This window comes from Bradyrhizobium sp. F1.13.3 (assembly GCF_040548265.1).
In the GTDB taxonomy this organism is placed as follows: Bacteria; Pseudomonadota; Alphaproteobacteria; order Rhizobiales; family Xanthobacteraceae; genus Bradyrhizobium.
In genome coordinates, this window is the sequence record NZ_JBEPRI010000002.1 from 672373 (window position 1) to 698911 (window position 26539).

Sequence of the window (26539 nt, forward strand, 5' to 3'; positions counted from 1 at the left end):
GACGCGGTGCGGTCAGTTGAGCCTCGTGTTAGGATTGCTGCGAACGCGAAATCAGTGGGTCTGAGAAAGCGAAGGATGCCCGTCAAACCGACCAAAGCCATGGTGCTCGCCGCAGGATTCGGCCTGCGTATGCGTCCGCTGACGGACAAGATGCCGAAACCGATGGTTCCGGTGGCCGGCCAGCCGCTGCTCGACCACGTGCTCGACAAGCTTGCCCAGGCCGGCGTGAGCGAGGCGGTGGTCAACGTGCACTACCTGCCGGACCAGATCATCGATCACACCGCATCTCGCCAGCATCCGCGCGTGACCATCTCGGACGAGCGCGACCAGGTGCTCGGCACCGGCGGCGGCGTGGTCAAGGCACTGCCGCTGCTCGGGGACGCACCGTTCTTTCACGTCAATTCCGACACGCTGTGGATCGACGGCGTGCGCTCGAACCTGACGCGGCTCGCCGAAAACTTCGACCCTGAGCGCATGGACATCTTGCTCCTGATGGCGCCGACGGCGACCAGCATTGGCTATAGCGGCCGCGGCGATTACGGCATGCTGGCCGACGGCGCCCTGCGCAAGCGCAAGGAAAAAGAGGTCGTTCCGTTCGTCTATGCGGGCGCCGCGATTCTGTCGCCGTCGATCTTCGCCGATGCCCCGACTGGCGAGTTCTCGCTGACCAAGATGTTCGACCGTGCCAACGAGCAGGAGCGGCTGTTCGGCCTTCGCCTCGACGGCGTCTGGATGCATGTCGGCACGCCTGATGCCGTCCACGCGGCCGAAGAGGCGTTTCTGGAGAGCGTGGCTTAAGAGTTGCCTCGTCATTCCGGGGCGCGCGTAAGCGCGAACCCGGAATCTCGAGGTTCCGGGCTCGGTGCTGCGCACTGCCCCGGAATGACAGCGGGAGAGCGGGGACTATCCCCCTCCGCCCCATATCCATTTGAGTCCGCCTCCCTATATTGGCGCCTGATTCCCGAATCAGGCAGCTCATGCGCGTTTTCAGCGTTCCTATCTCAGTTCCGCTCCTGCGCACCGTCGTCTCAAGCTTGCTCGACGGCCGGCTGGTCGAGGGCTTTGACGCGCGCAAGGAGCCGGCACGGCTTGCCGATGCCACGCTGTACCTGCCGACACGGCGCGCCATGCGCGTCGTCCGCGAGATCTTCCTCGACGAGATGAAGGCGGATGCGGTCGTGCTGCCGCGCATCGTCGCGCTCGGCGACATCGACGAGGATGAGCTCGCTTTCGCCGATGAGGGCGAACAGTTTTCCGGCGCAACGCCGCTCGACATTCCGCCGCGGCTCGGCGAGCTCGAACGGCGGCTGACACTGGCGCAGCTCGTCGCGGCCTGGGCCAAGGGTCCGGTGCTGTCGCCGCTGGTCGTCGGCGGCCCCGCTTCGACGCTGGCACTGGCGTCCGATCTCGCGCGCCTGATCGACGACATGGTCACGCGCGGCGTCGACTGGAGCGCGCTCGATGGCCTGGTGCCTGATATGCTCGACCGGTACTGGCAGCACTCGCTTGAATTCCTGCGCATCGCGCGCATCGCCTGGCCCGGTCATCTCGCCGAAATCAAACGCATCGAGCCCGCTGCCCGCCGCGACCTCCTGATCGATGCCGAAGCCAAGCGGCTGACCGCGCATCGCCATGGCCCCGTAATCGCGGCCGGTTCGACCGGCTCGATGCCGGCCACGGCAAGATTTCTGCACGCAGTCGCCTCGCTGCCGCATGGCGCCGTGGTGCTGCCCGGCCTCGACACCGATCTCGACGACGATGCATGGCGCAGCATCGGCGGCGTCCGCGACTCGCTCGGCAAGTTCGCGGAGCACCCGGTCTCGAACCATCCGCAATATGCCATGCACGCGCTGCTGGATCGCTTTGGCATCAAGCGCAGCGACGTCGATAGTCTCCAGCCACCGGCAGAAGGCGGTCGCGATCTGCTGGCGTCGGAATCGATGCGGCCCTCGGCCAAGACCGAGATCTGGCACGACCGGCTGAAGCAGCCGGATGTGGCCGCCAAGATCACCGGCGGCATGAAGAACCTCGCGATTGTCGAAGCTCCCAACCCCGAGATGGAAGCGCTCGCCATCGCAATCGCGATGCGCGAGGCGCGGCACCTCGACAAATCCGCGGCGCTGGTCACGCCCGATCGCGCGCTGGCGCGGCGGGTGATGGCTGCGCTGACACGGTGGGATCTCGCTTTCGACGATTCCGGCGGCGACGTCCTGATGGAAACGTCCGCCGGCGTCTTTGCGCGACTGACAGCGGAGGCTGCGACCAGGGGATTGGAGCCGCCGACGCTGCTCGCAATGCTGAAGCACCCGCTGTGCCGGCTCGGCCGGGCGCCTGGCGCATGGAAGGCGGCGATCGAAAGCCTGGAGCTCGCTTTGTTGCGCGGCACGCGCCCGCCTGCGGCCATCGCCGGGCTGTTGCGCGAATTCAATCGCTTTCGCGAGGACCTGGCAAAGCTGTGGCGCAGCGAGGTCTCCGCGCTACACAAGGCCGAGCCGCGCGCACGTCTCAAGGCGGAAGACCTCGATCGCATTCAGGCGCTGATCGATGGCCTACGACAAGCCTTGGCGCCGATCGAGAGTCTTGCGTCATCAAAACCGTTTGACTTCGCCGAACTCGCGCATCGGCATCGCGAGATCATGATCGAGCTGTCGCGCGACGAGCAGGGTATCCCCCTGGCGTTCGAGGAGCGCGAAGGCCTCGCGCTCGCGAGCGCCTTCGACGATCTCCTGCGCGGCGGCACCACCAGCGGATTGATGGTCACGCTGCCCGACTACGCGGACGTGTTCCAGACCGCATTCAGCGATCGCGCGGTGCGGCGGCGGGACAGGCCGGGCGCGCGGCTCCATATCTACGGCCCGCTGGAATCACGCCTGATGCAGGCCGACCGCATCATCGTCGGCGGGTTGATCGAGGGCGTCTGGCCGCCCGCGCCGCGCATCGATCCGTGGCTGAGCCGACCGATGCGGCACCAGCTCGGCCTCGATCTGCCGGAACGCCGTATCGGCCTCTCCGCGCATGATTTTGCGCAATTGCTCGGCGGCGAGGAGGTCATCCTCACCCACTCCGCCAAGGCTGGCGGTGCGCCGGCGGTCGCCTCGCGCTTCCTGCACCGGTTGGAGGCGGTCGCGGGCGATGCGCACTGGAAGGCCGCCATTCGCGCGGGGGAAAAATACGTGCAGTTTGCAGCCGCGCTTGACCAGCCCGACCAGGTGAGGCCCATCAAGCAGCCCGAGCCGCGACCGCCACGCGCGACCAGGCCGCTCAGGATGTCTGTGACTGGGATCGAGGACTGGCTGCGCGATCCCTATACGATCTACGCAAAACACATTTTGCGGCTCGACGCGCTCGATCCCGTCGACATGCCGCTGTCGGCCGCCGACCGCGGCTCGGCGATCCATGATGCGCTCGGGGAGTTCACGGAACGCTACGCCACGAATCTGCCCGATGATCCCGCGCGCGTGCTGCGCGCGATCGGCGAAAAACACTTTGCGCCGCTGATGGAGCGACCCGAGGCGCGGGCGCTGTGGTGGCCGCGCTTCCAGCGCATCGCGCGCTGGTTCGGCGAATGGGAGACGGCGCGGCGCGGCGCGATCGAGGCGATCGCCGCGGAAACCCGCGGCGAGATCTCGATCTCGCTCGACCATGGGCGCAGCTTCCGTCTTTCCGCCCGCGCCGACCGCATCGAGCGGCGCCGGGGCGGCGGCTACGCCATCCTCGACTACAAGACCGGCCAGCCACCGACCGGCAAGCAGGTCCGCATGGGCCTTTCGCCGCAGCTCACGCTGGAGGCCGCGATCCTGCGCGAGGGCGGTTTTCCCGACATCGACGCCGGCGCGTCCGTGAGCCAGCTCGTCTATGTTCGCCTGAGCGGCAACAATCCGCCGGGCGAAGAACGCGTTCTCGAACTCAAGTTCAAGCAGGGCGACGAGCCGCAGCCGCCTGATACGGCCGCCGCCGAAGCACGGGCCAAGCTGGAGGCGCTGATTCGCGCCTTTGAGGACGAGAACCAGCCCTACACCTCGCTGAACCTGCCGATGTGGACCAACCGCTACGGCGCCTATGACGATCTCGCCCGGATCAAGGAATGGTCCGCGGCCGGTGGATTGGGTATCGAGGAATGGTGAAGGCACCGCGCCCCATCCCGGATGAAGTGCGCGCGCGACAGGCGCGCGCATCGGACCCGACCGCGTCGGCTTTCGTGTCGGCCAATGCCGGCTCGGGCAAGACGCATGTGCTGGTGCAGCGGGTGATCCGGCTGCTGCTCGCGGGCGTGCCGCCGGAGAAGATCCTCTGCATCACCTTCACCAAGGCGGCTGCCGCCAACATGGCCGAGCGCGTGTTCACCACGCTCGGGCATTGGGTAACGCTCGATGATACCGGGCTCGATGCAGCGATCCGCGCGGTCGGCATCCCACACCCCACTGCAAAATTGCGCCGTGACGCGCGAAAGCTGTTCGCCTGCGCGCTGGAGACACCGGGCGGCTTGAAGGTGCAGACCATCCACGCACTCTGCACCCGCCTCCTCCAGCAGTTTCCGTTCGAGGCCAATGTCCCCGCGCGCTTTGCCGTGATCGACGAGCGCGACCAGACCGACATGATGGAACGCGCCAATCTGAAGGTGCTGCTGGAGGCCGCCCGCGACCCCGACAGCGTGACCGGTCGCGCGCTGCTGACTGCGATGGCGAGCGCCGCCGATGTCACCTTCAAGGAGGTGGTGCGCGAGGCCTGCCTGAGCCGTGATCATTTCATGGCCTGGACCGATGAAGCCGGCAGCGCGGAGCTGGCTGCCGCGCAGATGGCGGCCGCGCTGGGCGTTGACGCCAGCGACCGCATCGAGGACGTCGAGACCGAGATTGTCGACGGTCCGTTCCTGCCGCGATCGCGCTGGGACGACATCGCTTTTGCGCTGGAGGACGGCAGCAAGTCCGACAACGACCAGGCCTGCCGGCTTCGCGAGGCAAAGGTCTTTTCCGGCTCCGCGCAGGTCGATGCCTATCTCAGCGTCTTCCTCACCGACGAAAAGCTGCCGCGGAAGGCGGTGCTGACCAAGAAGTTCTGCGATCACAACCCGTCCGTCGCCCGCCTGTTCGAGAACGAGGCGCAGCGCGTCAGCGGATTGGTCGAGACGCGCCGCGCTGTGACCATGCGCGACCGCACCGCGGCCCTGCTGCATATCGCGACCGCGGCTGCCGCAAACTACCGCCGCGAGAAGCAGGAGCGCGGCCTGCTTGACTATGACGATCTCATCGACAAGACCCTGGCGATGCTCGACCGCGTTTCCTCCGGCTGGGTGCATTACAAGCTCGACCGCGGCGTCGATCACGTGCTGATCGACGAAGCCCAGGACACCAGTCCGCGGCAATGGGACATCGTCGCGCACATCATCTCGGAGTTCACCGCCGGCGAAGGCGCGCGCGAGGGACTGAACCGCACCGTCTTCGCCGTCGGCGACGAGAAGCAGTCGATTTTCTCGTTCCAGGGGGCTCAGCCCCGAGAATTCGACGCGCGCCGGCGCGAACTGCACCGCAAGTTCACGGCGGCCGGACTGAAATTCGATCCGGTCGCCTTCACCTATTCCTTCCGCTCCGGCGCTGCGATCCTGCATTCGGTCGACCACGTCTTCCGCGAGCCCGCGATCTACAAGAGCATCCATTCGGTCGAGACCGGTCATCCCCTGCACAATGCACTCGGCGATGCAGGCCCCGGCGTGATCGAGCTGTGGGACCTTGCGGAAGCCGACGACAGGCAGGAGATCGAGGGCTGGCGCGCGCCGTTCGACGGCGTCGCCGCCACCAGCCCCGAGGTGAAGCTCGCGCGCCGGATCCAGACCGAGATCAAGCGGCTGGTCGAGAGCGGCACGCTGACCGGGCACGAAGGCGAGCGGCGTCCGCTGCGCTATGGCGACATGCTGATCCTGGTGCGCCGGCGCGGCAATGCGTTCGACGCGGTGATCCAGGCCCTGAAGCACGCCAACGTTCCGGTCGCCGGCGCCGATCGGCTCAAGCTCACCGAGCACATCGGAATCATCGACCTGATGAACCTCGCCGATGCGCTGCTGCTGCCGCAGGACGATCTCGCGCTCGCCGTGGCGCTGAAGAGCCCGCTGTTCGGGCTCGATGACGACGATCTGTTCCAGTTGGCCTGGGATCGCAGGGGATCGCTGCGCCGCGCGCTTGGCGAGCATGCCCCGAGAAGCGAGATATTCACTGCTGCGTTGCGACGCCTCGAAGCCTGCGAAACCCGAGCGCGCGAGGAGACGCCGTTCGCCTTTTACGCCTGGCTGCTCGGAGGCGACGGCGGACGCGCACGCATGCTGCGCCGGCTCGGTCATGAGGCCAACGACGCGCTCGATGAGTTCCTGGAGCTGGCGCTGAATTACGAGCGCAAGGCGCCGGCCTCGCTGCAGGGTTTCATGGCCTGGCTGCGCTCGGCCGATACCGAGGTCAAGCGTGACATGGAGATCTCGCGCGACGAGGTGCGGGTCATGACCGTGCACGGCGCCAAGGGCCTGGAGGCCTCGGTCGTGTTCATGGTCGACACCACATCGTCGCCTGCGGATTCGCGGCGGTTGCGGCTGATCCACGTCCCGCGCGGCAATGGCGGCGAGGTGGTGGTCTGGGCCGGACGCAAGGCGGATGACCCAAAACCCGTCGCCGACGCGCGCAAGGCGATGCTTGAGGAGACCGAGGACGAATATCGCCGCCTGCTCTACGTCGCGATGACGCGCGCCGCCGACCGGCTCATCGTCGGCGGCTGCATGCCCGGCAACATGAAGACGGTCCGCAAGCTGAGCTGGTACGATCTGGTCGACACTGGGCTCGCCGGCTCGGGCCTGGCGAAAGAGACAATCGAGACGCCGCTGGGAAAGGTGACGCGCTTCTCCCGACCGGAGGATGTCGTGGCGCTGGGCCCGCCCGCGGCCTCTTTGGACCAGACCACCGCGCTCCCGGTCTGGCTGCGGACGCCGGTACCGCGCGAGACCATCGACGACGATCCGGTGCGCCCCTCCGGCCAGTCGTCCGGGGAAGGCCGCGCGGTGCTGTCGGGCGAATCAGTGCAGTCCCGCGCGCTCGCGCTGCAACGCGGCACGCTGGTACACCGGCTGCTGCAATCGCTCCCCGACATCGCCACCGAGCGCCGGCGCGAGGCGGCACTCGGCTTCATGGCGCGCAATGCCGCGGACTGGGCGGAGGCTGACCGCGCCGCGCTGGCCGACAAGGTGCTCGCCTTGATCGCCGAACCACGGTTTGCCCCCGTGTTTGCCGCCGGCAGCCGGGCGGAGGTCGCGATCGTCGGCAGGCTGGAGCGGCCGGGCCGCGCCCCGGCGCTGGTATCCGGCCAGATCGACCGGCTGGTCGTCCGGCCGGATGAGGTCCTGATCGTCGATTTCAAGACCAATCAGGCGGCTCCCGGGAGCGCCGATGCGGCGCCCGTCGCCTATGTCCGGCAGCTGGCGCTCTACCGGGCGGTGCTATCGAGGCTTTATCCCCAAAAGCCGGTCCGCGCCGTCCTGCTCTGGACCGAGGCCCTTGAATATATGGAGATTTCGGCTCCCGCGCTGGACGCGGCGCTGGCATCTCTTCATCTCGGTGTGAGCGTCCTTGACCCGGCAAGGAGCCATTCATAGGTTGACGCCATGATCTCGGGCGCGATTCCCGTCGCGCCCTTCTCTCAGGTACGAGGTACTCCCATGGCCGTTGGTAAGGTTTCTGACACCGATTTCGAAGCCGAAGTGCTCAAGGCAAACGGCCCCGTAGTCGTCGATTTCTGGGCCGAATGGTGCGGCCCCTGTCGCATGATCGCACCCGCGCTCGACGAGATCGCCGGCGCGATGGGCGACAAGGTCAAGATCGTGAAGCTCAATGTCGACGAGAGCCCGAAGACCGCATCGAAATACGGCGTGATGTCGATCCCGACCCTGATGATCTTCAAGGGCGGCGAGATGGCCTCCCGCCAGGTCGGCGCGGCGCCGAAGGCGAAGCTGCAGCAGTGGATCACCTCCGCGGTCTGATCCGTCTCGCACAAGAATATTTTTTGGAAACGGCCGGCGAAAGCCGGCCGTTTGCGTTGATGGGACATGTCCAGCGTATGACGAGTCCCGCCTGTTGCCTCCCCCTCCCGCAAAACGCGCGCGAAAGTCGGCTCCCCTCGTGGCGATGGAGGCGCGCTCGGTCGACGAGATCCCGCGCGGCAAGGAGTGGCAATACGAGCCGAAATGGGATGGCTTCCGGTGTCTGCTGTCGCGCAACGGCGGCAGCATTGATCTGCGCTCGAAATCCGGCGAGGACCTCGCGCGTTATTTCCCCGAGATCGTCGCCGCAGCGCTGAAGCTGAAGGCGGATCGCTTCACGCTCGACGGCGAGATCGTCGTGCCGCACGGCAAGGGGTTTTCCTTCGACGCGCTGCTGCAACGTATTCATCCGGCGGCGAGCCGCGTGAAGAAGCTCTCGGAGGAAACGCCGGCGCTCTATCTCGCCTTCGATCTGCTTGCGACGGCCAGGGAGAAACAACTTGCCGAGCAGCCGCTGAGTGAGCGGCGACCGGCGCTGGAAGCGTTTGCCAAAGCCAATCTGAAAGGCAGCCTCTTCCGCCTCTCACCGGTGACGACGAGCTATGCCATTGCGAAAAAATGGCTGGCGCAATCCGGCGGCGGCTCGGACGGCGTCATCGCCAAACGTATCGACCTGCCCTACCAGGCGGGAAATCGCGACGGCATGCAGAAGATCAAGAAATTCCGCAGCGCCGATTGCGTGGTCGGCGGCTTCCGCTATGCCACCAACAAGATCGCCGGCCGGAGCGTGGTCGGCTCGCTGCTGCTCGGACTCTATGATGACGAAGGTCTCCTGCACCACGTCGGTTTTACCTCGGCAATCAAGGCGACGGAAAAGCCTGACCTGACCGATCGGCTGGAGGCGCTGATCGGCGAGCCCGGCTTCACCGGCAACGCGCCGGGCGGGCCGAGCCGCTGGTCCACCGAGCGGTCGGCAAAATGGTGTCCGCTCAAGCCGAAGTTGGTGATCGAGGTCTGCTACGACCATTTCAGCGGCGAGCGCTTTCGCCACGGCACCTCGATCCTGCGCTGGCGCCCCGACAAGGCCCCGCGGCAATGCAGCTTCGAGCAGCTGAAGCAGAAGGTGGCCGATCCGATGAAGCTGCTGAAACAGCTGTAGCCGGTAGCCCGGATGGAGCGCAGCGTAATCCGGGGCCGTCGTCATTTGTGGTACGATTCCTGGATTGCGCTTCGCTCCATCCAGGCTACGAGGCGACGGCGCTAGGCAATCCATCCCGTCGCCAGCGCGTTTGCCAACTCCGGCTGGCCATTGCGGCGAGCGAGCGCGGCCATCGCCTCGTGATCGTAGACGACATGGCGGAACGTGACCTGCCATGCATCATCGGTCAGCTCGAGAATCGCATAGCGCGCGTGCGGCGTGCCGGCCTCGACGACATGCGGGAATGGATGCTTGTCGCGGAAGCCCGGGCCGCCGACGCTGCCGGGATTGACGATCAACCTTCCGTCGCGAAGCCGCACGGCACGGGCGAGATGGGTGTGGGCGCACAGGATCAGCGATTGCGCGATGCCTTGCGCAAATTGCTCGATGCGATCGAGCGGCGACAGCGCCACCGCGCCGTCGGGATGCACGGTATCCAGCCAGTAGACTTCGTCATTGTCGGGCGTCGCATGACACATGAAAACCTGCTCGCGAAACACGCGCGTCATCGGCTGCGCGCGCAGCCAGTCGAGTTGCGCGGCATTGAGCGCTGCATGGGCCGGGCGATCCCACGAGCCCATCTTCTCCGGCGGACGGTCGAGCAGATAGCGGTCGTGATTGCCGAGCACGTGCACTGCATCGAGCTTCATCAGGATCTCGATGGTGCGGCGCGCATCGAGCGGACCGCTCAGCATGTCGCCGAGATTGACGATGTCGGCCACGCCTTGCGCGCGGATGTCGGCGAGCACAGCTTCCAGCGCGAGGTAATTTCCGTGGACGTCGGCAATCGCTGCAAAACGCATGGGTCTTCCTGTAGCCCGGACGGAGCGAAGCGTAATCCGGGGCCTTCGTCACTTGCGGTACAGTCCCGGATTGCGCTTCGCTCCATCCGGGCTACCCAACCTCTATGCAGGAGGCGTGCCGTTGATGGCGAGCACGTGGCCGGCGAGATAGAGCGAGCCGGTGATCAGGATGCGCGGCGGCACTTCGTAGGCGAGCTTCGCCAAGGCGCGCAGTGCGGCCTCGATGCCGGGCGCGGGCTCGACGCGCATGCCGAGGCTGCGGGCGGCATCCGTGAGGCGGTCGACCGGCATCGCGTTGTCGGTGTCGGGAATCGGCACCGCGATGATGTGACGGGTCAGACCGGCGAAATTGGCGAGAAAACCTTGCGCGTCCTTGTTGGCCATCATGCCCGCGATCACGACCAGCGGCCGCGACACCCGCTCTTCAAGATCGCCGAGCGCGGCCGCCGCGACGCGGCCGCCTTCCGCATTGTGGCCGCCGTCGAGCCAGATCTCCGATCCTTGCGGGCCGAGACCGAGCAGCTCGCCCGAAGCGATGCGCTGCATCCGTGCCGGCCATTCCGCACCGACGATCCCGGCCTCGAACGCCGCCTGGTTGATCTTGAAGGCGCTGGTGGCCCGCAGCGTCGCGATCGCGAGGCCGGCATTGTCGAACTGGTGGCGGCCGAACAGGCGCGGCGCCGTGAGATCCATCAAGCCGCGCTCATCGGAATAAACCAGCCGCCCGTTCTCGACATTGACATGCCAGCTCTCGCCCGCGGCAAACAACGGCGCGCGCATGCGCTTGGCCTGCGCCTCGATCACGGCCATCGCCTCAGCCGATTGCTCGGCGCAAACCACGGGCACGCCACGCTTGATAATCGCGGCCTTCTCACCGGCGATGGACGTCAGCGTATCGCCGAGAAAGTCCATGTGGTCCATGCTGACAGGCGTGATCACGCAGGCCACCGGTGCATCGACCACGTTGGTTGAATCGAGCCGGCCACCAAGGCCGACCTCCAGCAGAACCACATCGGCCGGATTCTGCGCGAACAGATGAAATGCAGCCGCGGTCTTGAGCTCGAACACGGTGGCGGCCTCGCCGGCATTGACACGCTCGACCTCTTCCAGAGCAGCGCGCAATTCGTCGTCACCGACCAGCACGCCGCCAGCGACCCGGCCGAGCCGGAAACATTCGTTGATGCGAACGAGATAGGGCGAGGTGTAGGCGTGGACGCGCAGGCCGGCGGCTTCCAGCGTCGCGCGCAGATAAGCGAGCGTCGAGCCCTTGCCGTTGGTGCCGGCGATGTGGATCACCGGCGGCAGCTTGCGCTCGGGGTGACCGAGCCGCTCGAGCAGGCGGTGCATCCGCTCCAACCCGAGATCGATGCGTTTCTGATGCAGGGCCGACAGCCGCCCGATCAATTCGTCAAGCGACGGCATGGCGCGGTCAGAGGAAGCGTTCACGCGTGCGGCGCGGCCGGCGCCGTTTCGGGAGCCGATACGATCTGCGCCGGGCTCACGACCGGCTGCACCGGTTTCGACGCGCTCTCCAGCGCCGGCGCCCTGGTCAACAGGCGGCAGAGCCGCGCCAGGGTCGGGCGCAATTCGTGGCGATGCACGACCATGTCGACCATGCCGTGCTCCTTGAGGTATTCGGCGCGCTGAAAGCCCTCGGGGAGTTTTTCGCGAATGGTCTGCTCGATCACACGCGCGCCGGCAAAACCGATCAGCGCACCGGGTTCGGCGATCTGCACGTCGCCGAGCATCGCATAAGACGCGGTGACGCCGCCGGTGGTCGGGTTGGTCAGCACGACGATGTAGGGCTGTTTTGCTTCACGCAGCATCTGCACCGCGACCGTGGTGCGCGGCATCTGCATCAGCGACAGGATGCCTTCCTGCATGCGCGCGCCACCTGAGGCGGCAAACACGATGAACGGCGACTTTTTCTCGAGCGCGAGTTCCAGTCCGCGCACGATGGCTTCGCCCGCGGCCATGCCGAGCGAGCCGCCCATGAAGTCGAAATCCTGCACGGCGACGACGACGGCGGCGCCTTCGAGCTTGCCGTAGCCGACCTTGATCGCGTCGTTGAGGTTAGTTCGCGCGCGGGCATCCTTGATGCGATCGACGTACTTCTTCTCGTCACGGAACTTGAGCGGATCGGGCGTGACGTCAGGCAGCGCGACGTCGTACCAGGTCTCGTTGTCGAAAATCGACTTCAGACGCGCCACCGCGTTCATGCGCATATGGTAGTTCGAACCGGGGATGACGAACTGGTTGGCCTCGACGTCCTTGTAGAACACGAGCTGTCCGGAATCCGGGCACTTGATCCAAAGATTCTCCGGCGTCTCCCGCCGCAGCATGTTGCGGATCTTCGGCCGGACCACATTGGTAAGCCAGTTCATGGTTTGCTCCGATGTGCGATCCCGCCTGGGGACCGCCTGAAGGGATATATGGCGGCCGGGACCCGGCCCGGCAAGCCGCCGTATCGTCCGCCTTGCTCGTCGGACTTGCTCGTCGGACTTGGCAGCGGAATTAAGGCCTATTCCGCCGCCTGTTGCGCGCCTTTGACGCCCTGGGCCAGTGCCGCCGTCAGCTCAGCGACGGCGTTGACGGTCTTGTCGGTGGCGCGCCCGTCCGCATCGAGGCTGTTCTTGAGGGCATCGACCAGGGCGGTGCCGACCACGGCGCCATTGGCATGCGAGGCAATCGCGCGGGCATTCTCCGGCGTGCGGATGCCGAAGCCGACGCAGACCGGCAGCTTGGTGTGCCGCTTGATGCGGATAACCGCCTCGCCGACGGCGGAGGCATCCGCGGCCGCCGCGCCGGTGATGCCGGTAATCGCGACGTAGTAGACAAAGCCCGAGGTGTTGGCGAGCACGGCCGGCAAGCGCTTGTCGTCGGTGGTCGGCGTCGCCAGGCGGATGAAATTGAGGCCCGCCTTCATTGCGGGCAGGCAGAGCTCGTCGTCCTCTTCCGGCGGCAGGTCGACGATGATGAGGCCGTCGATGCCGGCGGCTTTCGCATCGACCAGAAATTTGTCGACGCCATAGATGTAGATCGGGTTGTAATAGCCCATCAGCACGATCGGCGTGGCGTTGTCGTCCTTGCGGAAGCCGCGCACGAGATCGAGCGTCTTCTTCAGCGTCATGCCGGCCTTGAGCGCGCGCAGGCCTGCCGCCTGGATCGACGGACCGTCGGCCATCGGGTCGGTGAAGGGCATGCCGAGCTCGATCACGTCGGCACCCGCCTTCGGCAGCGCCTTGATGATCTCGAGCGAGGTCGCCGGATCGGGATCGCCGGCCATCACGAAGGTGACGAAGGCTGCGCGGCCGGCCTTCTTCAGCTCGGCGAAACGGGTGTCGATACGCGTGGTCACTTGCTCTTGCCCCTCAGGATGTCGCCGACCTGCGGGACGTCCTTGTCGCCGCGGCCGGAGAGGTTGACGACCATCAGGTGATCTTTCGTCCGCTTCGGCGCGAGCTCCATCACCTTGGCGATGGCATGTGCCGGCTCGAGCGCGGGGATGATGCCTTCCAGCTTTGACAGCAACTGGAACGCTGCGAGCGCCTCGTCGTCGGTCGCGGAGAGATAGTTCACGCGGCCGATCTCGTGCAGCCAGGAGTGCTCGGGGCCGATGCCGGGATAGTCGAGGCCGGCGGAGATCGAATGCGCGTCCTGGATCTGGCCGTCCGCGTCCATCAGGAGATAGGTGCGGTTGCCGTGCAGCACGCCCGGCCGGCCGCCGGCGATCGATGCCGCATGCAGTTGCGTCAGTCCGTGGCCCGCAGCTTCGACGCCGAAGATCTCGACGGTGGAATCGTCGAGGAACGGATGAAACAGGCCCATCGCGTTGGAGCCCCCGCCGATGCAGGCGACCAGCGAATCCGGCAGGCGCCCTTCGATCTCCTGCATCTGCACCTTGGTCTCGTTGCCGATGATCGACTGGAAGTCGCGCACCAGCGTCGGATAGGGATGCGGACCCGCGACCGTGCCGATGCAGTAGAAGGTGTTGTGCACGTTGGTGACCCAGTCACGCAGCGCCTCGTTCATGGCGTCCTTCAGCGTGCGCGTGCCCGACTGCACCGGCACCACCGTCGCGCCCAGCATCTCCATGCGGATGACGTTAGGCTGCTGCCGCTCGACGTCGACGGCGCCCATGTAGACGATGCATTCGAGGCCGAAGCGCGCGCAGAGCGTCGCGGTGGCGACACCGTGCTGGCCGGCGCCGGTCTCGGCGATGATGCGCTTCTTGCCCATGCGCCGCGCCAGCATGATCTGGCCGAGCACGTTGTTCACCTTGTGCGAGCCGGTATGGTTGAGCTCTTCACGCTTGAGATAGATTTTCGCGCCGCCGAGATGCTCGGTCAGACGCTCAGCGAAATAGAGCGGCGAGGGCCGGCCGACATAATTCTTGAGATAGCCGTTCATCTCGGCCTGGAAGGCCGGGTCGGCCTTGGCCTCGGTGTAGGCTTTCTCCAGATCGAGGATCAGCGGCATCAGGGTTTCGGCAACGAAGCGTCCGCCGAAAATGCCGAAATGGCCGCGCTCGTCGGGGCCGCTGCGATAGGAATTGGGTTTTACAACATTCATCGGACGCTCAACTCTTGACTTGCATCTTGGCTTGCGCGCGCGGCGCGAATGAAGGCCTTGATCATCTCGGGGTCCTTCACGCCCGGGGCGCTCTCGACACCGGAGGAGACGTCGACACCACCGGCTCGGGTGACGCGAACGGCTTCGGCGACGTTGTCGGCGCTGAGGCCGCCCGAGACCATATACGGCAGCGCGAGCTCGAGGTTTCCGAGCAGATGCCAATCGAACGGTGCACCGAGGCCGCCGGGCCGGGTCGCGTCCTTCGGTGCGCGTGCGTCGAACAGAATGCGTTCGGCAACCTCTGCGTAACCGGGCAGCACGGCGAGATCGGCTGACGTTGCGACCGGCACGACCTTCATCACGGGGCGACCGAACCGCTGCCTGATGTCGCGCACCCGCGCCACGCTCTCCGTGCCGTGAAGCTGGAAGATATCCGGCGACAGCGCGTCCATGATGTTGTCGAGCATGGCATCGTCGGCGTCGACGGTGAGCGCGACCTTGAGCGCGCGCCGCTTCACCTGACGGCCGAGCTCCCGGCCGGCTTCCAGCGACAAATGCCGCGGCGACGGCGGGAAGAACACGAAGCCCACCATGTCGGCACCCGCATCGAGCGCCGTTTCGAGCGTCTCGGGCGTGGACAGGCCGCAGATTTTGACGAGCAGGGACATGTTCTCGCGGGATATGGGCTCAAAGCAAATGGAGGCCGCGGGCCCGCGGCCGGAAAACGGGCTTTTCGGTTGCGGCCGCTTCTACAACGTCGCGCGCTGCTTGTCTCGCCCGACGGGCCCGTAAAGCCCCACCCCGGAGGGAACAAGGAGGCGCTGGGACTCAGGCTTGGCTGCGGCCGCCTGGGCCCGGAGATCAGCCAGCTCGCCTCGCGCGGCCCGGGCATCCGCGTCATGCCGGCGCGCCGCGCGCCGCCAGTGCCGCTGACCGAACCAAACGGCACAACCGCCCGCGAGGACCCCGAGCGCAGCCACCACGATCAGGAGCAGGAACAGCGGCAGCGTGACCGAGAATGACGGGTCGTTGGACACGAAGGGATCGAACGAGACCGTGACGAATTGCCGGTTGGCGACGGCAAAGACCATCAGGATCAGACCCAGCGGAATCACGACCAGCGCGGTCAGGAATTTTCGCATCTCGGCTCGCTCGCCTTGAATCAAGCTTGCGGCCGCATCGCGCGCGGCCGCGGGAAACCCTGAGGTGGACCTCAGTCTGGCGCGCCTGGATCCGGGTGGTCGCGATTCAGCCGTTCGCGCATTTCCTTGCCGGTCTTGAAGAACGGAACGCTCTTCTGATCGACAGGTACATGGGCGCCGGTGCGCGGATTGCGCCCTGCGCGGGCAGGGCGATGCTTGACCGAGAAGGCACCGAAGCCGCGCAACTCGACGCGGTCACCGCGCGCGAGAGCCGCTACGATCTCTTCGAGAATCGCATTCACAATGTTCTCGACATCCCGCTGGTACAGATGCGGGTTGTGCTCGGCGATACGCTGAACAAGTTCGGATTTGATCATCGAGAGATAGGACCCGGGAGCGTGCGGACGACCATTTCCGTGAAAATACCGTGATCTGTCAAGACGCTAAATGAAGGTTGAGCGTCGTGAAAATACGTGACAAATGCCGAAAAAGCGGGCTGGCCCTGTACGCGCCGAACGGGAAAAACCTCTGAGGCTCGCCCGGCGCCGGTCAGTTCGATGCCGCCGGCTGCCACAAAGCCAGCATTCCATCCATTCCGAGCCGATCGACCGCCTGCACGACGCCGGTTTGTCCAATTTGATGCGCAATCGAGCCTAAACCCAGTGCTTCCAGCGTGACTGCGGCCGCCGTCTTGAGGAACGGCAGATCGCTGAAGCGCGGCTGCAGCTTGTAATCGCGCACGGAGAGCCCCTTCTTGACGCCCTTCTGCTCGACCAGCCAGGTCACGGCGGTCTTCTCGTCGCCGATCTGGTCGATCAGCTTGAGATCGATCGCCTGGCGTCCGGTGAAGACACGGCCATCAACCACTTTCTCGAGCTGCGTGTCATCCATGCCACGCCGTTCCTTCACCAATCCCTTGAACCAGGCATAGGAATCCTTCACCAGCGCATCGAGCGCGGCCCGTGCCTCGGGGCTGGTTGGCTCGAAACCGTTGGGCGCGGCCTTCAGCGGCGTGGATTTTACCTCCTCGACCTTGACGCCAACGGTCTTCAACAGCTCCGAGACGTTCGGAAACTGGAACAGCACGCCGATCGAGCCGACCAGCGAGCTCTGCTGGGCGATGATATGATCGCTGGCGATCGCGGTGATGTAGCCGCCGGAGGCGGCGAGGCCTTCGACGACCACGACGAGAGGCTTCTTCGCCTTCAGACTCACAAGCGAATCATAGAGCTGCTCGGAGCCGGCGGTGGTGCCGCCCGGCGAATTGATGTGGACGATGACGGCGGCAGCCTGCGAATTCTCCAGCCGCTCGAGCGCCTGCGTGCGATCGGAATCGCTGCGGATCAGGCCGTCAATCTGGACCCGAGCGATCGAGCCGGCGGACGCGAACGTGCCGCGCGCACCCGGCGTCGCGACCAGCGCGAAGCCTGCGATCGCCGCGATCGCGATCAGCGCGGTCAATACGCGCCAGAACGTCAGCTTGCGGCGGATCCTGCGCCGATCGACGATGATGTCCGAATCGAGCGACATCGAGATATCTCCAAATGAAAGGCCAGGCGCGTTGCGCCGTCGCAGCGTCACCATTGGCTTATCTGGATACATCAATTGCGGCGCAATTAGAAGAAAACAAGGCCGGTAGCGGCATGGGCCACGACGTAGCGACACCCTCATTGTCGTCCCGGCGAAGGCCGGGACGACGATAGCAACAAAAAAGCCCCGGCTCGCGCCGGGGCTTTGATGCAGTGAAACCTGCGTTTCGCTTACTTGGTGTCGCGGTTCTTGAGCGCGGTGCCGAGGATGTCGCCGAGCGTCGCTCCCGAATCGGAGGAGCCGTATTGCGCGATGGCTTCCTTCTCTTCGGCGACTTCGAGCGCCTTGATCGACACCTGGACCTTGCGGGCCTTCTTGTCGAACTGGATCACGCGGGCATCGACCTTCTCGCCGACAGCGAAGCGTTCGGCGCGCTGATCGTTGCGGTCACGGGCGAGCTCCGAGCGCTTCACGAACGTGGTGAAGTCGGTACCGGTGATCTTCACCTCGATGCCGCTCTCCTTCACTTCGATCACTTCGCAGGTCACGACCGCGCCCTTCTTGACATCGCCCGGCTCGGCGAAGGGGTCGCCTTCAAGCTGTTTGATTCCAAGAGAAATGCGCTCCTTCTCGACGTCCACATCGAGCACCACGGCCTTGACCATGTCGCCCTTCTTGTAGTTGTCGATCACCTGCTCGCCCGGCTGCTTCCAGTCGAGGTCGGAGAGATGGACCATGCCGTCGACGTCGCCCTCGAGGCCCAGGAACAGACCAAACTCGGTCTTGTTCTTGACCTCGCCTTCGACCGTCGAACCGGTCGGGTGACCTTCGACGAAGACCTCCCACGGGTTGCGCATGGTCTGCTTGAGGCCGAGCGAGATGCGGCGCTTGACGGAATCGACTTCCAGCACCTGCACTTCGACTTCCTGCGAGGTCGAAACGATCTTGCCGGGGTGCATGTTCTTCTTGGTCCACGACATCTCGGAGACGTGGATCAGGCCTTCGATGCCCGGCTCGAGCTCGACGAACGCGCCGTAGTCGGTGATATTGGTGACGCGACCGGTGAAGCGGGCACCCAGCGGGTACTTGGCTTCGATGCCCTGCCACGGATCGTCCAACAGCTGCTTCATGCCCAGCGAGATGCGGTGCGTCTCGTGGTTGATCTTGATGATCTTGACCTTCACGGTCTGGCCGATCGAGAGCACCTCGGTCGGATGGTTGACGCGGCGCCACGCGATATCGGTGACGTGCAGCAGACCGTCGATGCCGCCGAGATCAACGAACGCACCGTAATCGGTGATGTTCTTGACCACGCCGTCGATGACCTGACCCTCTTCGAGGTTCTGCACCAGCTCCTGACGCTGCTCGGCGCGGGTCTCTTCGAGAACCGTGCGGCGCGACACCACGATGTTGCCGCGGCGACGGTCCATCTTAAGGATCTGGAACGGCTGCGAGTTGTTCATCAGCGGCGCAACGTCGCGGATCGGACGGATGTCGACCTGGGAGCGCGGCAGGAAGGCCACGGCACCGTCGAGGTCGACGGTGAAGCCGCCCTTGACCTGGTTGAAGATGACGCCGTTGACCTTCTCGTTGTTCTGGAAAGCCTTCTCGAGCTTGCCCCAGCTCTCTTCGCGGCGCGCCTTGTCGCGCGACAGCACGGCTTCGCCGAGGGCGTTCTCGATCCGGTCGAGGAACACTTCCACCTCGTCGCCGACCTTGAGCTCGCTGTCACGGCCGGGGCCGGAAAATTCGCGCAGGGCAACGCGGCCCTCGGTCTTCAGGCCGACGTCGATGACGGCCATGTCCTTTTCGATTGCAACAACCTTGCCCTTGATGACGGAGCTTTCCTGCAGGATGCCGCCTGCGAAGGACTCGTCGAGCATCGCGGCGAAATCGTCGCGCGACGGGCTATAGGTATCAGCAGAAGTCGAAGCCATTTGTTCTCCAGTTGCGGATGTCGTGCCGGCCGTTGGGTTCTTGGGCGCATCGTACGCGCAGTGTCGGAAGGTCCGCAGAACCTTCGAGCGACCGCTCGCTGCTCCGACCTGGAGGCGGAACAGCGGGAGCGGGCCGGCTGAGGCCCGCGCGTTCGATACGTGGAAATCTTTTGTCCGGAACCTGGATCGCGTCGGCCCGAGCAGGGACCGAGAGTATCGACCTCAAAGAGCGGGAGCGGGCGCTTCCTCCAATGACGGCAGCGGCTTAACCCCGCGACCGGCCCGCTCGGACGGCCTCGATAATGTCGATGGCGGCCCGGACGCCGCCTTCTATATCCAGTTGGGAGTTATCTAGCAAGTAAGCATCCGCCGCCGGCTTCAGGGGCGCGATCGCCCGGTTCTTGTCGCGTTCGTCGCGCTGGATGATGTCGGCGAGCACGGCCGCCTCGTCGGCCTCCTCGCCCCGCGCCTTGGCCTCCATGGTCCGGCGGCGGGCGCGGACCTTGGGGTCGGCGACGACGAAAATCTTCACGTCGGCGTGGGGGCAGATCACGGTTCCAATATCCCGGCCATCGAGCACGGCGCCGGGCGGGTCGGCGGCGAATTGCCGCTGAAAACTGACCAGGGCCTCGCGCACCCTGGGGATCGCCGAGACGATGGAGGCGCCCTCGCCGGCCTTCTGGGTCTTCAGGGCGGGATTGCCGAACTTTTCAGGATCGAGTTCCAGCGCCGCAGCGACCGCCGCCGCCTCGTCCCGGAGATCATGCCCGGACTGCATCAGGGAATAGGCCACCGCGCGATAGATCACGCCGGTATCAAGATGACGGTAGCCGTAATGGTGGGCAAGACGCTTGCCGAGCGTGCCCTTGCCCGACGCCGCGGGCCCGTCGATAGCGATGATCATGAAAACTCGGCCCCAAGCGAACGCATCATCGGGATGAAATCCGGAAAACTGGTGGCGATGAAGGCGGTGTCATCGACGGTCACCGGCTGGTCGGAGGCGCAGCCCATCACCAGCGCGGACATCGCGATGCGATGGTCCATGTGGGTGGCCACAACGCCGCCGCCGGGAACGTGGCCGCGGCCTTCGACGATCAAATCATCGCCGGAGACCTCGACCTTGACGCCGTTGACACGGAGCATCGCGGCAGTAGCTTCGAGACGGTCGGATTCCTTGACGCGCAGCTCCTGGAGGCCGCGCATGATGGTCGTGCCCTCGGCGAAGGCGGCCGCCACCGCCAGCACCAGATATTCGTCGATCATCGACGGAGCGCGCTCCGGCGGCACTTCGACACCGCGCAGTTTCGAGGCGCGTACGCGCAGCTTCGCCATCGGCTCGCCGGCGTCGCCGCGAACTTCGCTTTCCTCGATCGAGGCACCCATTTCGCGCAGCGTGGTGAAAAGACCCGTCCGCAGCGGATTGGTCATGACATCGGACAGGACGATTTCGGAGCCTTCGACGATCAGCGCAGCAACCACGGGGAACGCCGCCGACGAGGGATCGGCGGGCACGACGACATTGGCGCCATGCAGCTCCGGCTGGCCCACGAGCGTGATACGGCGGCCGTGCTGACCTTCCTGCACCGAGGTGATCTCGGCGCCGAAATGCTTGAGCATCAGCTCCGTGTGGTCGCGACTGGCCTCGGTTTCGATGACGGTCGTGGTGCCCGGCGCAGCCAGGCCCGCGAGCAGCACGGCGGATTTGATCTGGGCCGAGGCGACAGGCGTCTTGTAGGTGATCGGCAGCGGATCGCGCGCACCCTGGACAGTCAGCGGCAAACGGCCGCCCTCGCCGCCGGAGACGACCTTCGCACCCATCTTTTCCAGCGGGTCCAGAATCCGGCGCATGGGCCGGCTCCGCAGCGAGGCATCGCCGTCGAAAATCGCAGAGATCGGGCAGCCCGCAACGGCGCCCATGACGAGCCGGCAGCCGGTGCCGGAGTTGCCGAAATCCAGCGGCGCTTTGGGCTCCGCAAAGCCTGCGACACCCACGCCGTTCACCTTCCAGGCGAAATCGCCGGTGCGTTCGACCCTGGCGCCGAGCGCCTGCATGGATTTGGCGGTGTTAAGGACGTCCTCGCCCTCCAGGAGGCCCGAAATCCGCGTCTCTCCCACCGCGAGCGCGCCGAGGATGAGGGCGCGGTGGGAGATCGACTTGTCTCCGGGCACCCTTACTTTCCCGGTCAGGGGACCGCTGGCGCGCGACTGGAGCGGCGTCGGCTTGTCGGAATCGGTCAAGTTTGTGTCCTTGGATAGGCCCGAAACGTCCCTGTGGGACTCGCGGGGCAGGTATCACATGGTCTCCCCGCCGTCACGGGCATGTCGTTCTCCCGCAATGCGCTATTGACAGCGGGCCGCCAACTAGCCAAGTGAAGCACCGCTTTTCAGACATTTCCAGGATTCCTCTGCCGTGGCCAAGTCCGAACTCGGAACTAAACGTATTTGCCCGACCACGGGCAAAAAGTTCTATGACCTCAACAAGAATCCGGTGATCTCGCCCTATACCGGTGAAGTCGTGCCGATCGCGCCCATCGCGCCGGCTCGCGCGCCCCGTGGCGCCGAAGCTCGCCACGCAGCCGCTGCCGCCGACGCCACGCCGGAGCCGGCGGAGGTCGAGGAGGTCTCGCTCGAGGAGGCCGATGCCGAGGAGAACACCGGCAAGGTCAAGGCCGTTGTGCCCGAATCCGAGGACGACATCGAAGTCGATGAGACCATCGAGGACGATGACGACGATGATTCGACCTTTATCGCCGACGACGAAGAAGGCGATGAGGACGTCACCGACATCATTGGTGATGTCGGCGGTGACGAAGAGACTTGAGATAATTCCAGAACTGTGGTTCTGGGTCTTTCCCGACGCGTCGCCCAAGGCGCGTCGGACAGTTAAGGGGCCATAGCTCAGCTGGGAGAGCGCTTGCATGGCATGCAAGAGGTCGGCGGTTCGATCCCGCCTGGCTCCACCAGCCTTCGCTCGCTTCGCGAGCTTCGGCTCGGCAAGCCAGCTCCGCTCCATCGTAGCGAAGCTAGCGAAGGCTGCCGCGGCGTAGCCCGCAGGGCGAAGCCGGGCTTCAGCAATCGAAAGCGGATATATTAGGCTCTCCCTCGACAGCCGGGGCATCCTTGAGAGCCTCGATTCCCTCCACTTCTATGTCGGGATTACCGACGATCTGCGCGCCCGACTGACAAAGCACAATGCTGGCGAGGTGCCCCACACCTCGAAATACGGGCCTTGGCGTCTCAAGACTTACGTTGCGTTCAGCAACGAGAAGCAAGCCGTAGCATTCGAGAAGTATCTGAAGTCAGCGTCCGGTCGCGCCTTCGCCAAGAAACGGCTCTAACCCTACTCCCCGATCACCGCATTCAACCGATCGCGCAACGCCACAATCTCATCCTTCATCGCGACCAGTTCCGAGACCGAGCAATCCGACGCCGCCAGGATCGATTGCGGCACGGCGCGCGCCTTGTCCTTCAGGGCGTGGCCCTGCGGTGTCAATGCGATCAGCACCTGACGCTCGTCTTCGCTCGAGCGCGTGCGCTTGACGAGGTGGGCGGCCTCGAGGCGCTTGAGCAGCGGCGTCAGCGTGCCCGAATCCAGGTGCAGCTTTTCGCCGATGCTTTTGACCGGCACGTCGTCACGCTCCCACAGCACCAGCATCACCAGATATTGCGGATAGGTCAGGCCGAGCCGGTCCAGCAGCGGCTTGTAGACGCGGTTGAAGGCATGCGCGGCCGAATAGACCGCGAAGCAGATCTGGTTGTCGAGGCGCAGCGGCGCGTCCGCTGCTGAATGTTTCCGGGGCATCGAGAATCTCACAGGACCAGCTCCATTCTGGGGCCGGCCGGCGCCACATTCAATTGCGAACAATTAAATGTGAGGCTTCATAATTTCAATTGCGCACAATCTAATTGTTTGCGATAAGGATGCCACCCCACCCGAAAACACAGGGAGACGAAAATGTCAGTGAACGTCCTCTACAAGACCAGCGCAAAGGCCACCGGCGGCCGCGACGGCCATGCTGCGACCCTCGACGGCGCGCTCGACGTCAAGCTCACCACGCCGAAGGAGCTCGGCGGCGGCGGCGGCGCCGGCAACAATCCCGAGCAGCTGTTTGCGGCGGGCTATGCCGCCTGCTTCATCGGCGCGATGAAGTTCGTATCCTCGCAAGGCGGACCGAAGGTTCCGGCCGACGCCTCCGTGACCTCCACCGTCGGTATCGGCCCGCGCGCGGCCGGCGGATTCGGTCTCGATATCGACCTTGCCGTCTCGCTGCCGGGCCTCGCCCGCGCGGAAGCCGAGGCGCTGGTCGAGAAGGCGCACCAGGTGTGCCCGTATTCCAACGCGACGCGCGGCAATGTCGACGTTCGCCTGACGGTCGTCTGATCGGTTAGCTGAAGCGGCTGACCCCGGATCCCCTCGGGCCGGCCGCTTCCCTTGATTATTTGCCATGCCGCGGGATGCGGCGACCGACCTGCATGACGCCCTACGCGGGAAGCCATTGCCGGCTCGGACGAACCTCGTTAGGCCTGTGATCACATCGACACAGGGGACGCGAAGGCATGACTGAAGCCGTCAGTTCTGGAGCTGCCACGGGCGCAATGAGCGGCCTGCGCGTCATCGATCTCACGCGCGTGCTCGGCGGTCCCTATTGCACCCAGATCCTCGCCGACCACGGCGCCGACGTGATCAAGGTCGAGCCGCCCGCAGGCGACGAGGTGCGCGACTGGGGCCCTCCCTTCCACGAGGAAGACGCGGCCTATTTCATCGGCATCAACCGCAACAAGCGCTCGATCGGCCTTGACCTCGCCTCCGAGGGCGGCCGGACCGTGCTGCTCAAGATGCTGGAGAGCGCCGACGTCCTGATCGAGAACTTCAAGCCGGGCACGCTGGAGAAATGGGGCATCGGCAACGAGATGTTGCGCGAAAAATTCCCGCGCCTCGTGCATTGCCGGATCTGCGGCTTCGGCGCCGACGGCCCGCGCGGCGGCAATCCCGGCTATGACGCCATCATCCAGGCCATGACCGGCATGATCGCGGCGACCGGCTCGCCCGAGAGCGGACCGATGCGGATCGGCGTGCCGCTGGTCGATATCGGCACCGGCCTCTATGCGGCGATCGGCATCCTGATGGCGCTGGCGGAACGGCAGCGCTCGGGCCAGGGCCAGTTCCTGGAGACCACGCTGTACGAGACCGGTCTCGCCATCATGCATCCGCACACCGCGAATTATTTCATGCATGGCAAGCCGCCCTCGCTCACCGGCAACGAGCATCCCAACCTCGTGCCCTATGCGATTTTCCCGACCAAGACCGACAATATCTTCATCGGCGTCGGCAATGACGGCACCTTCCGCAAGCTCGCCAAGGAGATCGGCAAGCCCGAGCTAGGCACCGATCCGCGCTTTGCGCGCAACAAGGACCGCATCGCCAATCGCGAAGCGCTGCGGGCCGAGCTCGCCGCCGTGTTCAGTCAGCACGAGGCCGAGTCGCTGTGCAATCGCCTGCTCGCCGCGGGCCTGCCCGCAGGCCCCGTGCAGAAGATCGACCAGGCGTTGACCAACCCGCACACAATCGCGCGCGGCGATATTATCGAGAAGGACTGGTACAAGGGCGTGGCGTCCCCGATCCGGCTCGATCGCAGCAAGCCAAGCCTGCGTCGCCTGCCGCCGAAATTCAGCCAGCACGCAGCCGAGGTGCTGGGCGAGTTCGGCTATTCGACGTCCGAGATCGACGCGATGGTCGAGCAGGGCACGGTCTGCGGACCCGAGCGCAAGCGCTAGGGCCCTCGCCTTCCACATCCCACGGCAATGCCGCACTGCGGCGCGGGCGCTCTGTGCACCGCGAACGGAGGACGATGCGCGCGCGGCATTCGCCTATTTGACGGCTTCCCTTTTCCAGCGCTTGCCGCTTTCGTTTCGGCCGCTTACACAGTCATGTGAACGTCATATGGCGCTGCTAGCGCAAGCGATCATTTTTGACGGCCTAAGAGAACGGCCAAGGGAGGTTTACTTGATGGCTCTTCGACACTTTGGAGCGGCTGCCGCTATTACACTCACGGTTGGACTCTCGGCCCCGCCGGCCTTGGCCGCGACCGAAATCCAGTGGTGGCACGCGATGACCGGCGCCAACAACGACGTCATCGTCAAGCTCGCCACCGACTTCAACGCGTCGCAGAGCGACTACAAGGTGATCCCGACCTACAAGGGCAACTATCCCGATACGATGAACGCCGGCATCGCGGCGTTCCGCGCCGGTAATGCCCCGCACATCATGCAGGTGTTCGAGGTCGGCACCGCGACCATGATGGCCGCGACCGGCGCCGTGAAGCCCGTCTACAAGCTGATGGCCGACGCCGGCGAGAAGTTCGATCCCAAGATCTACCTGCCCGCCATCACCGGCTATTATTCGACGTCGAAGGGCGAGATGCTCTCATTCCCCTTCAACTCGTCCTCGACCGTGATGTGGGTGAACCTCGACGAGCTGAAGAAGGCGAACGTCGAGATCCCGAAGACCTGGCCCGAAACGTTCGAGGCCGCCAAGAAGCTGAAGGCTGCCGGTCATGACACCTGCGGCTTCTCGGGCTCCTGGATCACCTGGGTCAATCTCGAGCAGCTCTCCGCCTGGCACAACGTGCCGCTCGCCAGCAAGGCCAACGGCCTCGACGGCTTCGACACCGTGCTCGAGTTCAACGGTCCGCTTCAGGTCAAGCATCTCGAAACCCTGGTCGAGCTGCAGAAGACCAAGACCTATGACTACGCCGGCCGCACCAACACCGGCGAGGGCCGCTTCACCTCCGGCGAATGCCCGATCTATCTGACCTCGTCGGCGTTCTTCGGCAACGTCAAGGCGCAGGCCAAGTTCGCCTTCACCGCCGTGCCGATGCCGTATTATCCGGACGTCAAGGGCGCGCCGCAGAACTCGATCATCGGCGGCGCTTCGCTGTGGGTGATGGGCGGCAAGTCGGCCGACGAATACAAGGGCGTCGCGAAGTTCCTGACCTTCCTCTCGGACACCGATCGCCAGGTCTATATCCACAAGGCCTCAGGCTACCTGCCGATCACCAAGGCTGCTTATGAGAAGGCCAAGGCCGAGGGCTTCTACAAGGATCAGCCCTACCTCGAGACCCCGCTGCTGGAGCTGACCAACAAGGAGCCGACCGAGAATTCGCGCGGTCTGCGCCTCGGCAACATGGTTCAGCTGCGTGACGTCTGGTCGGAAGAGATCGAGCAGGCGCTGGCCGGCAAGAAGACCGCCAAGCAGGCGCTGGATGCCGCCGTCGAGCGCGGCAACACGATGCTGCGGCAGTTCGAAAAGACCGCCGTCAAGTGAGGCAATGAGCGGCAGGCCGCGA

At 65.2% G+C, this 26539-nt stretch carries 23 protein-coding genes and 1 tRNA gene; 11 read left to right on the plus strand and 13 right to left on the minus strand.

The annotated features are described in order from the left end of the window. Positions 1 to 75 precede the first annotated feature (75 nt). The 5 genes from ABIB66_RS07920 (at position 76) to ABIB66_RS07940 (ending at position 9170) form a co-directional block, all read left to right on the plus strand. Positions 76 to 798: a nucleotidyltransferase family protein gene (locus ABIB66_RS07920; RefSeq protein WP_354064355.1), complete on the plus strand. Its 723-nt coding sequence runs from the start codon at positions 76 to 78 to the stop codon at positions 796 to 798. A 179-nt stretch (positions 799 to 977) separates the two neighbouring features. Then, positions 978 to 4124, plus strand: a complete 3147-nt coding sequence (addB, locus tag ABIB66_RS07925; protein ID WP_354205687.1) for a double-strand break repair protein AddB — start codon at positions 978 to 980, stop codon at positions 4122 to 4124. Beyond that, positions 4118 to 7627, plus strand: a complete 3510-nt coding sequence (gene addA, locus ABIB66_RS07930) for a double-strand break repair helicase AddA (protein WP_354254664.1) — start codon at positions 4118 to 4120, stop codon at positions 7625 to 7627. Before addB ends, addA begins: the two co-directional genes overlap by 7 nt. 63 nt (positions 7628 to 7690) lie before the next feature. Further along, on the plus strand, positions 7691 to 8011 hold the full coding sequence (gene trxA / locus ABIB66_RS07935; protein WP_007598398.1) for a thioredoxin: 321 nt from the start codon (positions 7691 to 7693) through the stop codon (positions 8009 to 8011). Positions 8012 to 8150: 139 nt separating this feature from the next. Then, the gene (locus tag ABIB66_RS07940) at positions 8151 to 9170 is read left to right on the plus strand and encodes an ATP-dependent DNA ligase (protein ID WP_473320922.1); all 1020 of its coding nucleotides are present in this window, start codon (positions 8151 to 8153) and stop codon (positions 9168 to 9170) included. 101 nt (positions 9171 to 9271) lie between these two features. Here ABIB66_RS07940 and ABIB66_RS07945 read toward each other — a convergent pair whose 3' ends face one another. The 12 genes from ABIB66_RS07945 to aroA all read right to left on the minus strand — a co-directional run bounded on the left by ABIB66_RS07945 (position 9272) and on the right by aroA (position 21431). Continuing rightward, on the minus strand, positions 9272 to 10012 hold the full coding sequence (locus ABIB66_RS07945; RefSeq protein WP_354205681.1) for a metallophosphoesterase family protein: 741 nt from the start codon (positions 10010 to 10012) through the stop codon (positions 9272 to 9274). 102 nt (positions 10013 to 10114) lie between these two features. Beyond that, complete coding sequence (locus ABIB66_RS07950; RefSeq protein WP_354205679.1) at positions 10115 to 11458, minus strand: bifunctional folylpolyglutamate synthase/dihydrofolate synthase; 1344 nt, start codon at positions 11456 to 11458, stop codon at positions 10115 to 10117. Then, positions 11455 to 12396, minus strand: coding sequence for an acetyl-CoA carboxylase, carboxyltransferase subunit beta (gene accD, locus ABIB66_RS07955; protein WP_354205677.1), 942 nt, complete (start codon positions 12394 to 12396; stop codon positions 11455 to 11457). The genes ABIB66_RS07950 and accD overlap by 4 nt, the downstream gene beginning before the upstream one ends. A 137-nt stretch (positions 12397 to 12533) precedes the next feature. Beyond that, positions 12534 to 13370 carry a tryptophan synthase subunit alpha gene (trpA, locus tag ABIB66_RS07960; protein WP_354205675.1) on the minus strand — a complete coding sequence of 279 codons (837 nt, stop codon included), beginning with the start codon at positions 13368 to 13370 and terminating at the stop codon, positions 12534 to 12536. Beyond that, positions 13367 to 14584 (minus strand): tryptophan synthase subunit beta, encoded by a 1218-nt coding sequence (trpB, locus tag ABIB66_RS07965; RefSeq protein WP_275168842.1) that lies wholly within the window; start codon positions 14582 to 14584, stop codon positions 13367 to 13369. Before trpB ends, trpA begins: the two co-directional genes overlap by 4 nt. Continuing rightward, on the minus strand, positions 14581 to 15252 hold the full coding sequence (locus tag ABIB66_RS07970; RefSeq protein ID WP_354205673.1) for a phosphoribosylanthranilate isomerase: 672 nt from the start codon (positions 15250 to 15252) through the stop codon (positions 14581 to 14583). Before ABIB66_RS07970 ends, trpB begins: the two co-directional genes overlap by 4 nt. 81 nt (positions 15253 to 15333) lie before the next feature. Beyond that, positions 15334 to 15726, minus strand: coding sequence for a lipopolysaccharide assembly protein LapA domain-containing protein (locus ABIB66_RS07975; protein WP_354205671.1), 393 nt, complete (start codon positions 15724 to 15726; stop codon positions 15334 to 15336). Positions 15727 to 15797: 71 nt separating this feature from the next. Next, a complete protein-coding gene (locus ABIB66_RS07980) occupies positions 15798 to 16103 on the minus strand; it encodes an integration host factor subunit beta (protein WP_007598410.1) in 306 nt (101 codons plus the stop codon). Between the two features lie 172 nt (positions 16104 to 16275). Then, the gene (gene sppA, locus ABIB66_RS07985; protein ID WP_354205669.1) at positions 16276 to 17256 is read right to left on the minus strand and encodes a signal peptide peptidase SppA; all 981 of its coding nucleotides are present in this window, start codon (positions 17254 to 17256) and stop codon (positions 16276 to 16278) included. Between the two features lie 230 nt (positions 17257 to 17486). Then, positions 17487 to 19193 carry a 30S ribosomal protein S1 gene (gene rpsA, locus ABIB66_RS07990; protein WP_354254666.1) on the minus strand — a complete coding sequence of 569 codons (1707 nt, stop codon included), beginning with the start codon at positions 19191 to 19193 and terminating at the stop codon, positions 17487 to 17489. Between the two features lie 265 nt (positions 19194 to 19458). Then, positions 19459 to 20097, minus strand: a complete 639-nt coding sequence (gene cmk / locus ABIB66_RS07995) for a (d)CMP kinase (protein ID WP_027514724.1) — start codon at positions 20095 to 20097, stop codon at positions 19459 to 19461. Next, positions 20094 to 21431 (minus strand): 3-phosphoshikimate 1-carboxyvinyltransferase, encoded by a 1338-nt coding sequence (gene aroA, locus ABIB66_RS08000; RefSeq protein WP_275168850.1) that lies wholly within the window; start codon positions 21429 to 21431, stop codon positions 20094 to 20096. The genes cmk and aroA overlap by 4 nt, the downstream gene beginning before the upstream one ends. 172 nt (positions 21432 to 21603) lie before the next feature. On the opposite strand from aroA, the gene ABIB66_RS08005 reads away from it, so the two are divergent. From ABIB66_RS08005 to ABIB66_RS08015, 3 genes are all read left to right on the plus strand, one after another. Beyond that, on the plus strand, positions 21604 to 22014 hold the full coding sequence (locus ABIB66_RS08005) for a TIGR02300 family protein (RefSeq protein WP_007598417.1): 411 nt from the start codon (positions 21604 to 21606) through the stop codon (positions 22012 to 22014). 66 nt (positions 22015 to 22080) lie between these two features. After that, positions 22081 to 22156: transfer RNA gene (locus ABIB66_RS08010), tRNA-Ala, on the plus strand. A 153-nt stretch (positions 22157 to 22309) separates the two neighbouring features. Continuing rightward, positions 22310 to 22531 carry a GIY-YIG nuclease family protein gene (locus tag ABIB66_RS08015; protein WP_354206423.1) on the plus strand — a complete coding sequence of 74 codons (222 nt, stop codon included), beginning with the start codon at positions 22310 to 22312 and terminating at the stop codon, positions 22529 to 22531. Between the two features lie 2 nt (positions 22532 to 22533). Here the strand turns inward: ABIB66_RS08015 and ABIB66_RS08020 are convergent, their stop codons facing one another. Next, positions 22534 to 22995: a MarR family winged helix-turn-helix transcriptional regulator gene (locus tag ABIB66_RS08020; RefSeq protein ID WP_275168854.1), complete on the minus strand. Its 462-nt coding sequence runs from the start codon at positions 22993 to 22995 to the stop codon at positions 22534 to 22536. Between the two features lie 153 nt (positions 22996 to 23148). Between ABIB66_RS08020 and ABIB66_RS08025 the strand changes: the two genes are divergently transcribed. The 3 genes from ABIB66_RS08025 (at position 23149) to ugpB (ending at position 26517) form a co-directional block, all read left to right on the plus strand. Next, positions 23149 to 23574, plus strand: coding sequence for an organic hydroperoxide resistance protein (locus ABIB66_RS08025; protein ID WP_007598424.1), 426 nt, complete (start codon positions 23149 to 23151; stop codon positions 23572 to 23574). 176 nt (positions 23575 to 23750) lie between these two features. After that, complete coding sequence (locus ABIB66_RS08030; RefSeq protein WP_354205666.1) at positions 23751 to 24968, plus strand: CaiB/BaiF CoA transferase family protein; 1218 nt, start codon at positions 23751 to 23753, stop codon at positions 24966 to 24968. A gap of 232 nt (positions 24969 to 25200) precedes the next feature. Next, entirely contained in the window at positions 25201 to 26517 is a 1317-nt protein-coding gene (ugpB, locus tag ABIB66_RS08035) for a sn-glycerol-3-phosphate ABC transporter substrate-binding protein UgpB (protein ID WP_354205664.1), read from the plus strand. Positions 26518 to 26539 lie beyond the last annotated feature (22 nt).